The following is a 12,480-nucleotide window of genomic DNA, read 5'->3' on the forward strand; positions in this document are numbered from 1 at the left end:
GGAGGTTGCATTATGAAGGTAAAAGTTCAAGTAGACCAAGATTTATGCACAGCTTGTGCACTTTGCTATGATGAAGTGCCGGAAGTGTATGAAGATGCAGGCGATGGTATAGCTAGAGTTAAAGAAGAAGTAGGTGGAGATGGTGCTATTATAGAAGGAGAACTCGCTCAAAGAGTTCTTGAAGTAACTGACGAATGCCCATCCGGTGCATTAGTTACTGAAGTTGTTGAAGAGTAATTTTTTTATAATATAGAGGGGCTTCTTGCCCCTTCTATCACTTAATTTCTACTGCATATCCTTTATCTAATATATTAATTTTAAAGAGTTTCTGATATAAAACCGGTAAATAAGATGGAAAAGAGGTTATTTCTTCATCTATTTCTATATATTTCTTGCCATTCTCAGTAGCTTCTTTTATACTTTTTTCAAAAGAGTTTACCTCTGTCCCTATATTAACAACTTCAAATAATTTTTCCACATCCGGATTATACATTCTTATACAGCCGTGGCTCACTCTCATACCTATACCGAAATCTTTGTTTGTTCCGTGCATTAAAAATGTAGTATTACCTAATCTCATAGCTCTCGTGCCAAGAGGATTATCTTCTCCCGGAGGAAATACATCAGGAAGTTCCGGTTTTTCTTTTTTTATACTTTCAGGAACATACCAAACCGGATCTTTTCTTTTTTCTGAAATTTTGAATGTTCCTATTGGAGATTGGGCTTCATCTGTTCCTATGCCTATTGGAAATGTTATTATATAAGACTGGTTATTAACCAAAACAGGAAAATATAATCTTTTTTCAACAAGATTAATATAAATTGTCTCATATTTATAACTATCTACAGGTAAAATTTTTCTAAAAGGCACAATAACAATTTGTCCTTTTCTTAAATCAAAAGGGTCAATATCCATATTTGCATATTTCATTTCATAATATCCAAGGTCTAATTCTCTTGATAACTCAAATAATGTTTGGTCTTTTTCTACAACATATAGATAAATGTTTCCTATTATTTTTTGGTTTGGCTTTATCTCAAAGGCATTTCTATTTAAAGGAAAATCTACCCCTTTGTAGTTAATATAACTAAATTTTGTGGAATACAACTTATAATTTTTATTCTTCTTTATCAATGATAATAGATAATTATTTTTTTCTTCTTCTTTATATTCTGTAAAAAGCAATGAAGCAATTTGGATAACTTTATATTGGGCATCAATGGAGATATTATCTAAATTTTTTACAAGATTAAACATATTTTCGGTATCAGACATCTTATAATAAGATTTTGCAAGGATTATATATATATAATCTCTTTTATAATCATTTTTGGCAGATTTTGAAAGATATTCCTTAGATTTTTCTATTGCAAGGTTATACATACCATCGGCATAAAAATTTAATACATTATTAAATAATTCTTCTAATTTATCTTTTTCAACTTTTGCCTTTGCTATGCTGAATAAATCTTCTTTTTTTTCTTCTTTTATTGTTTTTTCCTGATTATACAAAGTTCTAAGTATATCATCTACCTCATCAGCATATAAAGTTGTTGATATTAATAAAGTTATAAACAGTTTTTTCATAACCTATTTACTCCTGTATATTTTTTGTATATTTTTGAGGTGGGTTTTATAATCATTACTAAAAAGATGGTATTTTTCTTTGGTTGCTACATAATAAAGATAATCGGTTTTTCTTGGATTTAAAACTGCTTCTAATGAAGATATAGAAAAACTACAAATAGGGGTTGGTGGAACTCCATTTTTTATATAAGTGTTAAAATCTGATTTTATCTGAAGGTCTTTTTTTGTTAGATTGCCGTCCCATTTATTTTCAATATACAAAGCATATATTACCGTCGGGTCTATTTGAAGTGGCATATTCAGTTTTAACCGGTTTAGTATAACTCCGGCAATAATAGGTTTTTCTTCTTCTATTGCTGTTTCTTTTTCTATCATTGAAGCGATAATCATTGCTTGGTAGAAGCTTAATTTTTTTATTCCAAACTCAGAATAACCTTTATTTTCTATTTTTTCTTTATATGGCATATACCTTTTTTTAAATATTTCCAAAAATTTATTTATTATTTCGTCAATATTTTCATTTTTCTTAAATCCGTAAGTTTCCGGTGGAAAATATCCTTCAAAACTTGCCCCTTCTAAATTCCATTTTTTTAGATTTTCTTTATTAAATACATATTTTAAAAATTCATCTTTTTTAATCAGATTATTTTCTTCCAGTTTTTCTGCTATTATAAAAAGATTATCTCCCGGAATTATGGTAACCTTTATCAGTTTTTCTTTTCCAAGATGAATAATATTAAATACATCATTTATAGATAAATTTCCTTGAAACTCATAAAAACCGGCTTTTAAATCTCCTTTTATTAATGAATATAAAAGAAAAATTTGCCAATTGTTTATAACATTTTTATCTTTTAGCAACTTAGCTATTTCTATTTTAGAACTTCCTTTTTTTATCTCTATCTCAATAGGAGTTTTAATGTCATTTTTATCAAAAAATACCTCATAAACTAAATAAAATATAACCACAAAAGATAAAGAGAAAGCTAAAAATATCTTTTTAACCATTTTTTAAATCTTTAGATAATAAATAAGTTTGTAAAATATATGCAGCAGCAAGACTGTCTAATTTTTCTTTTCTTTTTGATTTTTTTGTTGTTTCTTTAAGCTGTTTTTCTGCCAAAGATGTTGTAAATCTCTCATCTACAAAAACAATATCAATATCATTGATATTTTCCTTTATCTTCTGGGCAAACTCTTTTGTATATCTTGCTTGCTCCCCTTCTTCCCCTTTTAATGTTAAAGGTAGTCCTACAACTATTGTGCCAATATTTAGCTGATTAACAAGTGATTTTATTTTTTCTATAGCATTTTCATCATTTTGAATATAATCGGTAGGTGTTATTGATATACCAAATATATCAGAATAAGCAACACCTATCCTTTTTAAACCTATATCTAATGCTAAAACTCTTTTTTTATTTCCTATGCTGATGCTTCTTCTCCTTTTGAAGATATTCCGGCTATTTTATAAAGAGGGCAGAATGTAGTTATACCGGTAAGTATAAGTATTAAACCTACTATAAGGGCTATGATAAAAACGCCTCCTTTTTCTACACCGAAAAATACAAGGATAGAACCAATTAAAACCCTAATAAGAGAATCCCAAAAAGCCATATCGCTTACCTCCTACGAATTTTAAGGTTTTACAATTACGCAACTATAACCTTCTGCTAAATATTTATTATAAACTTGCAAAATATCAGATTTTGAAACTTTGTTTATATTCTTAGTATAGTTAAAATCAGTTTCATATCCCATTCCTATGGTTTCAAACCAGCCAAGATAATAAGCCTGTTTTGCTCTTTTTTGATGTTCTAATAAAAAAGTCCCTACTATCTTTTCTTTTGATATATTTATCTCTTCATCAGTTACACCTTCTTTTACAGATGATATAACTTTTACCATTTCTTCTTTTGCATTTTCGGTATTCTTAGGGTCTGTGCCGATGTATGCTATAAATGTTCCTATATTAATTCTTGTAGGAAATACTGAACCAACTGCATAAGCATATCCTTTCTTTTCTCTTACTTCTTGAAATAATCTTGATGTAAATCCGGCTCCTAAAATTCCATTTAAAACTTTCATGCTGTAAAAATCTTTTCCTTCTTTAACGGTCGGAGAGTTATATGCAAGAAGTATAGTTGTTTGGGCTCCTTCCCTTTGTAAGATTTTACATTCGGAAGTTGGTATTTTTTTATTATAAACCGGATATTTAAAATCTGTTTTTAAAGGGATATTTGCAAATGTATCTTTTAGCTTTTTCTCAACTTTTTTGTATGGTAAATCTCCTACAATTGAGATTACAAATCTGGAAGAGTCTAAAATTTGGTTCCATCTGTCTTTTATATCTTGGATAGTTATATTATTTATATCTTTTTCTTCACCAAGAACAGAGTATTGATAAGGGGTATCTTTATAAATTATTTTTCTAAGTTCATCAAAAGCATAAGAAAATCCTTCTTCTTGTTTTGCTTTTATTTGGGCTATTGTATTTTGTTTTTCTTGCTGTAGTTTATCTTCCGGAAATAAAGGATTAAATAATAAATCTTTTATAACCGATATTCCTTTATCAAAATCTTCTACTTTTAGTGCAAAATCTATCTCTATATAATCTTCCGAGGCAGAGGCAGATATATATCCCCCACTATCTTCAAATATTTTATTTAGCTGAAATTGAGAGTAATCCTTAGAGCCTTTTAAAAGCATTCTTACAGCTAAATTTGTTAATCCTTTTTTATCTTGTGGGTCTTCTATGCTACCTCCTTTTATAAATATAGAGCCGGCAATTATTCCCTTTCCGGAAGTTTCTTTATAAAGAATGGTAACTTTATTTGGATAAATATGTTTTATCACCTTATTTCCTCCGGTTTTTCCGTATACATTCTTGCCATTTATGATAATGGAAAAAGTAATAAATAAAATAATTAACAATCTTTTCATTTTGATATTACTCACCTCTTACAGCAGACATAACTTTTTCATCAAGCTCTGCCATTTTTAATATTTTGCCTGTATGGGCAAAAGGAATTGTTCCTGTTATTGTTGAGCCGGGGAATAAAGAATTTTCAACTTTATCAATCTTTAACTCAAATACAGAAACATCAAAAGGAACACCTTCTATTTTGCTTATTATCTCTTTTGCATTGCCATAACAGGTTAATGATTTATCCGGTGCAAAAATCTGAATTGCAACTTTTCCGGTTTCTCTGATATTTTCAGATGTTTTAGCTTTGGAGCTAACAGCAAATCTTAATGTATTTTCATTTACAGGATAAATCCAAGTTATAAATGTAATATGCTGATTTGCCTGTGCATCTACCGTACCAATCACTACCGGAAAAACTCCAAGATTTTTCATTAAATCTATAACATCTTTTGGTAACATAATTAAATCCTCCTATTTTTTTATTTTAAATCTTATCATATCAATTATTTACAACAATGATTTTTATTACAAATCTTAAAACATCTTTTTAAACTCTTCTACTATTTTTTGAGCCATATCTAAATTTGGAACGCCTCCTTGGGCTATATCTGGCTTTCCACCACCGCTTCCTGATACTGCTGAGGCTATTTTTTTAACTAAATCTCCGGCTTTATATCTATCAGTTAAATTTTTTGATACTGAAACTATAAAATTAACTTTTCTTTTTTCTAAATCCTTTGCTATAAGAAGGATTATAATCTTTTCATATCTTTGTTTTATTATATCTGATATTTCCCTTAATTCTTCCGGTGTTATATTCTCTGCTTCAAATATTGCCAATTTAAAATCTTCTTTTTCTTCAATTTTTATATTTTTGTCAAGATTTTCTATTATTAATTTTTTCTTTAATCTGTTTATCTCTTGCTCTTTTTCTTTTAAGTCTGATAGAAGTTTATTTATTCTAAGTAGTATATCTTCTTCTTTTGCTCCGAGGATTTTTGTTATATCTTTTAATAGGAAATGTTCTATTAATCCTTTTTCTACTGCTTTTCTGCCGGCTACTGCTTCTATTCTTCGTGTTCCGGAAGCAACTGAACTTTCAGATATTATTTTAAAATATCCTATATCTCCGGTTCTTTTTACATGGGTTCCACCACAAAGCTCTTTTGAAAATGTTGTTGATATTACCCTTACAACATCAGAATATTTTTCTTCAAATATAGCAATTGCACCGGTTTTAAGTGCTTCTTCATATTTCATTTCTTGACAGGTGACCGGCTCATTTTTCATTATTTCATTATTTACAAGCTCTTCTATCATCTTTATTTGCTCATCTGATAAGCTTTCATAATGGGTAAAATCAAATCTAAGATATTCATTTGAAACAAGGGAGCCTGCTTGTTTTACATGTTCTCCGAGAATATTTCTAAGGGCTGCATGTAATAAATGGGTAGCAGTATGATGTCTTGCTATATCTTCTCTTCTTTTTTCATCTATTTTTGCTTTTACGATACTATCTTTTGTTAATTTTCCAAATAATACTTTTCCTTTATGGATTATTAATCCTTCTACTGGTGTTTGTGTATCTATTACTTCAAATAGAAAATTGTCCCCTTCTATTATTCCGGTATCTCCTATTTGACCGCCTTTTTCAGGATAAAATGGTGTCTTATCTAAGATTATCTCTCCTTCTTCATTTTCATTTAAATACTGGGCTTCATTATCTTCTTTTATTATGGCTAATATTTTTGCATCTATAACTTCCGGCGTTTCATATCCGAGAAATTCATTTTCAGGCAATCTATTTCTAAGAGCTAAATATATTGGTTTTATCTGTTTTGCACCGGTTTTAAATGCTTTTCTTGCTTTTTCTCTTTGTTCTTCAAGATATTTTTCAAATTCTGCAATATCTGTTCCAAAATTTTCATCTCTTGCAATATCTTCTATCAAATCAATTGGAAATCCATAAGTATCATATAACATAAACATCTCTTTTCCGGTTATATGTTTTCTTCCTTCTTTTTTTGCATTTTCTATTATCTGATAAAGAATATCCATTCCTCTTTTTAAGGTGTTTATAAATCTTTCTTCTTCTGATTTAACAACTGCTTTTATAAATGCTCTGTTTCCTATTAATTCAGGATAGGCATTTTTCATTTTGTCAACTACTACATCAACTCCTTCATATAAAAAAGGCTTCTCTATTCCGAGGTTTTTACCATATCTTAAAGCTCTTCTTAATATTCTTCTTAAAACATATCCTCTGCCTTCATTTGAAGGAAAAACTCCATCTGATATTAAAAAGGTAATAGCCCTAAGATGGTCTGCTATAACTCTCATAGCAATATCATCTTTTTCATTTTTGCCATACTCTTTGTTTGATATATTTTCTGCAAAATTTATAATTGGTTTAAATAAATCTGTATCGTAATTGCTATCTACCTGTTGTAAAACTGATGTTATTCTTTCAAGTCCCATTCCGGTATCTATGCTTGGTTTTGCAAGTGGAATTAAAGTTCCATCCGGTTGCCTATTATACTGCATAAATACAAGGTTCCAGATTTCTAAATATCTAAAATCATCATCTGCTCCAAGCTCCGGATTACCGTATTTTTCTCCTCTATCGTAATATATCTCAGAGCAAGGCCCACATGGCCCCGTATCTCCCATAGACCAAAAATTATCTTTTACTCCAAGTCTTTTTATTTTCCATTCAGGAAGCCCTATAACTTTATTCCATATTTCAAAAGCTTCATCATCTTCTTCAAATACTGAAACATAAAGTTTTTCGGTAGGAATATTTAGATGCTCAGTTAAAAATTCCCAAGCAAATATTATTGCTTCTTTTTTAAAATAATCTCCAAATGAAAAATTACCAAGCATTTCAAAAAATGTATGATGTCTTGGTGTATATCCTACATTATCTAAATCATTATGTTTTCCGGAAACTCTAAACACTTTCTGGCAGGAAGTAGCCCTTTTATAAGGTTTTTCTTCAAGCCCGAGAAACACATTTTTAAAAGGAACCATACCTGCATTTACAAAAAGTAATGTAGGGTCTGTTTCCGGTATAATAGAAGCAGATTTTACCCTTGTATGTCCTTTTGTTTCAAAATATCTCAAAAATGCTTCTCTTATCTCATCACTACTCATATATTTCATATCTAAACCTCATTAGAAAAATTTCAGAAGATATTATAATATATAGTTGAAGATATAAAAAGATGGAAAGTTTAGTTAGATAATTTAAGAGAAGGTGGCATTATTGCCACCTTTACGGGATTTTTATTTAAATCTTGATGCTTTTTTAGTGAAATCTTCCCAGTTTTCCGGATTAAATGGAGATATTTCTCTTAATCTGGCTATTACTTTTGGATATTCTTCTATTATATAATCTATATCTTCTTCTGTGTTTTCTCTACCGAGTGAAAATACAATAGAACCGTTAGATAACTCTTTCTCTACACCTATTGAGGCAAGAACATGGGATTGTTTTAATGCATAAGATACACAGGCAGAACCGGAAGCAGTATATGTTTTTTTGATATTAAGCATTAGAAGCATTGCTTCACCTTCTATATATTTAACTATAAGGGATAGATGGTTTGGTAATCTTTTTTCCGGATGACCTGTAAAAAGTATATGTGGAATTCTTTCTTCTATTCCTCTTTTTAATTTATCTCTAAGATAAGAAAGTCTATTTACCCTATCATCCATCTCTTTAATTGCAAGTTCTGCTGCTGCCCCCATTCCTACTATACCAGGAACATTTTCTGTGCCGGCTCTTCTTCCACCTTCCTGTATTCCACCTTCTATTAAAGGTTTTAATCTTATACCTTTTTTAACATATAATCCACCAACTCCTTTTGGTGCATAAAAATAATGACCGGTAAAAGATGCCATATCTAATCCCCAACCTTCAACATCTACAGGTGTATGTCCTACTGCTGCTGCTATATCACTATGGACAACAACTCTTGGATTTTTTTCTTTAACTGCTGCAACGATTGCAGGCATATCTTGTAATATTCCTATTTCTCTATTGGCATATCCTATGGATACAAGGATTGTATCTTCTCTAACTGCATCTGCCACTTTTTGAGGGTCAATTATTCCGTAATTATCCGGCTGAATTTCTGTAATTTCAAAACCTTCTTTTTCCAAGGTTTTACAAGAATGTAAAATAGAGTGATGCTCTATGGCAGATACAATTATATGTTTTCCTCTTCTACCGGGAGCTTTTGCAAATCCTTTTATTGCAAGATTGTTAGCTTCTATTGCTCCTGATGTGAAAACTATATCATCCGGATTTGAAACATTTAAAAGCTCTGCAACCTGTTCTCTGGCTTTATTTATAGCTTTTTTCGCTTCAATACCCATCTCATGTAAAGATGTTGGATTTCCGAACTTTTCTTTAAAATAAGGCATCATCGCCTCTATTGCTTCATCACAAACCGGAGTTGTTGCCAAATGGTCTACATATATTCTTCTCATCTTAATCACCTCTTATTTAGTTGTTAATTCTTTTATTACATTTTGTGCTATATTCATAAATGCTTTTGCAGTTTCGGAGTCAGGCATCGCCATAACATAAGGAATACCTAAATCTGAAAATTCTGCAACTTTTGGCTCTATCGGAACTCTTCCAAGAAGATTTACACCATAATTTTTTGCAACTTCTTCTGTTTTACTTTTTCCAAATATCTCATATACTTTGCCTGTATCAGGTGCTACAAAGTAGCTCATATTTTCTACTATACCCAATATAGGTATTTGGACTTCGTTAAACATCTGAATACCTTTTCTTACATCTATAAGAGCAACATCTTGAGGAGTTGTTACTATTACTGCTCCATCTATTTCTGCTGTTTGTCCAAGGGTTATCTGGACATCACCGGTTCCCGGTGGTAAATCTATAACAAGAAAATCTAACTCTTCTTCTCCCCAATCTACATCAAATAAAAACTGAGTCAATGCTTTAAATAATACTGGACCTCTCCATATAACCGGTGTATCTTCTGATGGAAGTAAAAATCCTATGGACATAACTTTTATACCGTGGCTTTCAGGAGCTATAATAACATCTCCTTGAGGAGTTTGTCTTGCCATAACTTTTTTATCTTTGGCTCCGAGCATTGTTGGACCACTTGGACCATACATATCTGCATCAAGATAGCCAACATTGTATCCCATTCTTTTCAAAGCAGCTGCTAAATTTACTGCAACTGTTGATTTACCTACACCACCTTTACCGGAAGCTACAACAATAACTTTTTTTACATTTGGTATTCTTCTTCTTGTTTCAAAAGGATTTGCTGCCGGTGGTGGTTGAGGAGGTTGAGATTGTTTTACAGGTGGTTGGTCTGTAAATTCTATTTTTATATTTTTTGCACCTATACTTTTTAGAGCTTTTTCTACTTTTTCTTTTATTAATTGATGGTATTTATCAGATGGAGAAAATACTAAAAGATAAATATCATCTCCTTCAATTTTTAAATCTTTCATTAAATCTGCAATACTAAAACTTACTCCTATCTCTTCTAAGGTGGTTTTTTTCAGAGCGTCAATTACTCCTTGCAATGCCATTTGAATGCCTCCAATGATTTTGTTATACTATATTATTATAAGTAATTTTATGCTATGATAGCTATCACATTTAGAGTTTTTAGTCTGAAAATAAATGAGGTGAAGAAATGGAGCCACTTCAACAGGTTGTAAATGTTCAGGCTGATAATTCCCATCCTCCTTTGATGGGTTTGATACATCTTATAGCGTGGAGTATTTTTATATTGGCGATAGTTTTTGGTATTAAATTTATGAAAAGATTAAATCAACAAGATGAAAGAATGAAAAAATTTGAAAATAAAAATTTAATAGAAGAACTAAAAAAAGAAGAAGAAAATCTAAAATAGGAGGATATAATGGAAGAATTAAAACAGTTAATAATAGAAGCTTGGAATAACAGAGATTTATTAAAAGAGAAAAAATATAAAGATGCTGTAAGAGAAACCATTGATTTATTGGACAATGGTAAAATTAGGGTTGCTGAAAAGATAAATGGAGAATGGATTGTAAATGAATGGATTAAACAGGCTATTTTGCTTTATTTTCCTATTCAAGAAATGCAAGTTATGGAAGTTGGGCCATTTGAATATTATGACAAAATACCTTTAAAGAAAAATTATAAAGAAAGAGGTGTAAGAGTTGTTCCTCCGGCTACTGCCAGATATGGTAGCTATATAGAACCGGGAGCAATACTTATGCCATCTTATGTAAATATAGGTGCTTATGTAGGCTCCGGAACTATGGTAGATACTTGGGCGACCGTTGGTTCTTGTGCTCAGGTTGGTAAAAATGTTCATCTTTCTGGTGGAGTTGGACTTGGCGGAGTTTTAGAGCCTCCTTCTGCAAGACCGGTAATTATAGAAGATAACTGCTTTATCGGTTCAAGATGTATCATTGTAGAAGGAGTAATTGTAGAAGAGGAAGCAGTCCTTGGTGCAAATGTAGTAATTACTGCTTCAACAAGAATAATAGATGTATCCGGTGATGAGCCGGTAGAATATAGAGGAAGAGTGCCGGCAAGAAGTGTAGTAGTTCCTGGAACAATAACCAAAAAATTCCCTGCCGGAGAATATGGCATCCAATGTGCTTTAATCATAGGAAAAAGAAAAGAATCAACAGATAAGAAAACATCTTTAAATGAAGCTCTTAGAGAATTTAATGTAAGTGTGTGAGGTAAAATATGAGAATAGGAACACCTCTTAGTTACAATGCTACAAAGATTTTACTTCTTGGTAGTGGGGAACTTGGAAAAGAGTTTGTTATAGAAGCTATGAGGCTTTGCCTTGAAGTTATAGCAGTAGATAATTACCAATTTGCACCGGCAGCTCAGGTTGCTCATAAATCTTATATTATAGATATGAAAAATCCAAATCAGATAAAAAATATAGTATATAGAGAAAAACCGGATTTTATAGTGCCGGAAATAGAAGCAATAGATACTGATATATTAGTTGAGCTTGAAAAAGAAGGATTTAATGTAGTTCCCTGTGCAAAGGCAGTAAAATATACAATGAACAGAATAGGTATAAGAAGACTTGCAGCAGAAGAGGTAGGACTCAAAACATCAAAATATGCATTTGCATCTGATATAGATACATATAGACAAAAAATAAAAGAAATAGGATTGCCGGCAGTTGTAAAACCGGTTATGAGTTCTTCCGGAAAAGGACAATCTGTAGTAAAAACGGAAGAAGATATAGATAAAGCTTGGTATTATGCTCAAGAAAATGCAAGAGGAAAAGGTTCAGAAGTAATAATAGAAGAATTTATAAATTTTGATTATGAGATAACTCTATTGACAGTAAGAACAAAAAATCAAGGAACTTTATTTTGCGAACCAATAGGGCATATACAGGTAGAAGGTGATTATTGGGAAAGCTGGCAACCTCATCCTATGAGTGAAATAGCTTTAAATAAAGCAAAAGATATAGCAAAAAAAATTACAGATGCCCTTGGAGGATATGGTATTTTTGGATGTGAGATGTTTGTAAAAGGAGATGAAGTTTGGTTTAATGAAATATCTCCAAGACCTCATGATACCGGAATGGTAACATTAATATCTCAAAATATGTCTGAATTTGAAATACATTTAAGAGCTATATTAGGACTTCCGATAAATATTAAATTGCTTTCTCCTTCTGCTTCTTATTGTTTCCATGCTAAAAGCTACTCTGTAGCCCCTTATTATGAAGGTTTAGCAGAAGCTTTAGCTATACCGGATACAAAAGTAAGAATCTTTGGGAAACCGACAACAAGACCGAAAAGAAGAATGGGTGTAGCCCTTGCAACAGCAGACACAATAGAAGAAGCAAGAGCAAAAGCTAAAAAAGTAGCTCAAACTATAAAAGTAATAGAAGAATAAAAAACCTTACGGTTTAAACCGTAAGGTAAAATTTTT

Annotated in this window: 13 protein-coding genes; 4 read left to right on the forward strand and 9 right to left on the reverse strand. The window is 31.1% G+C overall.

The window, feature by feature from the left end; all coding sequences use genetic code 11:
* Nucleotides 1-12 precede the first annotated feature (12 nt).
* Nucleotides 13-237: a ferredoxin gene (locus QOR43_RS04615; protein ID WP_265134416.1), complete on the forward strand. Its 225-nt coding sequence runs from the start codon at nucleotides 13-15 to the stop codon at nucleotides 235-237.
* Nucleotides 238-274: 37 nt separating this feature from the next.
* Here the strand turns inward: QOR43_RS04615 and QOR43_RS04620 are convergent, their stop codons facing one another.
* The 9 genes from QOR43_RS04620 to QOR43_RS04660 all read right to left on the reverse strand — a co-directional run bounded on the left by QOR43_RS04620 (nucleotide 275) and on the right by QOR43_RS04660 (nucleotide 10,103).
* On the reverse strand, nucleotides 275-1,588 hold the full coding sequence (locus QOR43_RS04620; protein ID WP_265134415.1) for a L,D-transpeptidase: 1,314 nt from the start codon (nucleotides 1,586-1,588) through the stop codon (nucleotides 275-277).
* A gap of 3 nt (nucleotides 1,589-1,591) precedes the next feature.
* Nucleotides 1,592-2,596 (reverse strand): endolytic transglycosylase MltG, encoded by a 1,005-nt coding sequence (gene mltG, locus QOR43_RS04625; protein WP_283571435.1) that lies wholly within the window; start codon nucleotides 2,594-2,596, stop codon nucleotides 1,592-1,594.
* Nucleotides 2,589-3,044: a Holliday junction resolvase RuvX gene (ruvX, locus tag QOR43_RS04630; RefSeq protein ID WP_345782853.1), complete on the reverse strand. Its 456-nt coding sequence runs from the start codon at nucleotides 3,042-3,044 to the stop codon at nucleotides 2,589-2,591. Before ruvX ends, mltG begins: the two co-directional genes overlap by 8 nt.
* Complete coding sequence (locus tag QOR43_RS04635) at nucleotides 3,014-3,205, reverse strand: YgaP family membrane protein (RefSeq protein ID WP_265134413.1); 192 nt, start codon at nucleotides 3,203-3,205, stop codon at nucleotides 3,014-3,016. Before QOR43_RS04635 ends, ruvX begins: the two co-directional genes overlap by 31 nt.
* A 21-nt stretch (nucleotides 3,206-3,226) precedes the next feature.
* A complete protein-coding gene (locus QOR43_RS04640; protein ID WP_283571436.1) occupies nucleotides 3,227-4,444 on the reverse strand; it encodes a M16 family metallopeptidase in 1,218 nt (405 codons plus the stop codon).
* Between the two features lie 94 nt (nucleotides 4,445-4,538).
* Entirely contained in the window at nucleotides 4,539-4,976 is a 438-nt protein-coding gene (locus QOR43_RS04645) for a PNPOx family protein (RefSeq protein ID WP_265134411.1), read from the reverse strand.
* A gap of 75 nt (nucleotides 4,977-5,051) precedes the next feature.
* Nucleotides 5,052-7,679, reverse strand: coding sequence for an alanine--tRNA ligase (gene alaS, locus QOR43_RS04650; RefSeq protein WP_265134410.1), 2,628 nt, complete (start codon nucleotides 7,677-7,679; stop codon nucleotides 5,052-5,054).
* 123 nt (nucleotides 7,680-7,802) lie between these two features.
* A complete protein-coding gene (locus tag QOR43_RS04655) occupies nucleotides 7,803-9,011 on the reverse strand; it encodes a cysteine desulfurase family protein (protein ID WP_265134409.1) in 1,209 nt (402 codons plus the stop codon).
* 12 nt (nucleotides 9,012-9,023) lie between these two features.
* Nucleotides 9,024-10,103, reverse strand: a complete 1,080-nt coding sequence (locus tag QOR43_RS04660; RefSeq protein ID WP_265134408.1) for an Mrp/NBP35 family ATP-binding protein — start codon at nucleotides 10,101-10,103, stop codon at nucleotides 9,024-9,026.
* 107 nt (nucleotides 10,104-10,210) lie between these two features.
* Between QOR43_RS04660 and QOR43_RS04665 the strand changes: the two genes are divergently transcribed.
* The 3 genes from QOR43_RS04665 to purT are packed head-to-tail and all read left to right on the forward strand — an operon-like array spanning nucleotide 10,211 to nucleotide 12,444.
* Nucleotides 10,211-10,429 carry a hypothetical protein gene (locus QOR43_RS04665; protein WP_265134407.1) on the forward strand — a complete coding sequence of 73 codons (219 nt, stop codon included), beginning with the start codon at nucleotides 10,211-10,213 and terminating at the stop codon, nucleotides 10,427-10,429.
* 9 nt (nucleotides 10,430-10,438) lie between these two features.
* Complete coding sequence (locus QOR43_RS04670) at nucleotides 10,439-11,254, forward strand: 2,3,4,5-tetrahydropyridine-2,6-dicarboxylate N-succinyltransferase (protein WP_265134406.1); 816 nt, start codon at nucleotides 10,439-10,441, stop codon at nucleotides 11,252-11,254.
* Nucleotides 11,255-11,262: 8 nt separating this feature from the next.
* On the forward strand, nucleotides 11,263-12,444 hold the full coding sequence (gene purT, locus QOR43_RS04675) for a formate-dependent phosphoribosylglycinamide formyltransferase (protein ID WP_265134405.1): 1,182 nt from the start codon (nucleotides 11,263-11,265) through the stop codon (nucleotides 12,442-12,444).
* Nucleotides 12,445-12,480: the final 36 nt, after the last annotated feature.

This window comes from Venenivibrio stagnispumantis (assembly GCF_900182795.1).
In the GTDB taxonomy this organism is placed as follows: domain Bacteria; phylum Aquificota; class Aquificia; order Aquificales; family Hydrogenothermaceae; genus Venenivibrio; species Venenivibrio stagnispumantis.

What these genes read in the sequence shown, in the direction of transcription:
- mltG (WP_283571435.1), bottom strand. Translation starts at nt 2,596, where the DNA reads ATGGTTAAAAAGATATTTTTAGCTTTCTCTTTATCTTTTGTGGTTATA.
- QOR43_RS04615 (WP_265134416.1), top strand. Translation starts at nt 13, where the DNA reads ATGAAGGTAAAAGTTCAAGTAGACCAAGATTTATGCACAGCTTGTGCA.
- QOR43_RS04670 (WP_265134406.1), top strand. Translation starts at nt 10,439, where the DNA reads ATGGAAGAATTAAAACAGTTAATAATAGAAGCTTGGAATAACAGAGAT.
- QOR43_RS04665 (WP_265134407.1), top strand. Translation starts at nt 10,211, where the DNA reads ATGGAGCCACTTCAACAGGTTGTAAATGTTCAGGCTGATAATTCCCAT.
- QOR43_RS04635 (WP_265134413.1), bottom strand. Translation starts at nt 3,205, where the DNA reads ATGGCTTTTTGGGATTCTCTTATTAGGGTTTTAATTGGTTCTATCCTT.
- QOR43_RS04660 (WP_265134408.1), bottom strand. Translation starts at nt 10,103, where the DNA reads ATGGCATTGCAAGGAGTAATTGACGCTCTGAAAAAAACCACCTTAGAA.
- alaS (WP_265134410.1), bottom strand. Translation starts at nt 7,679, where the DNA reads ATGAAATATATGAGTAGTGATGAGATAAGAGAAGCATTTTTGAGATAT.
- QOR43_RS04645 (WP_265134411.1), bottom strand. Translation starts at nt 4,976, where the DNA reads ATGTTACCAAAAGATGTTATAGATTTAATGAAAAATCTTGGAGTTTTT.
- QOR43_RS04620 (WP_265134415.1), bottom strand. Translation starts at nt 1,588, where the DNA reads ATGAAAAAACTGTTTATAACTTTATTAATATCAACAACTTTATATGCT.
- purT (WP_265134405.1), top strand. Translation starts at nt 11,263, where the DNA reads ATGAGAATAGGAACACCTCTTAGTTACAATGCTACAAAGATTTTACTT.
- QOR43_RS04655 (WP_265134409.1), bottom strand. Translation starts at nt 9,011, where the DNA reads ATGAGAAGAATATATGTAGACCATTTGGCAACAACTCCGGTTTGTGAT.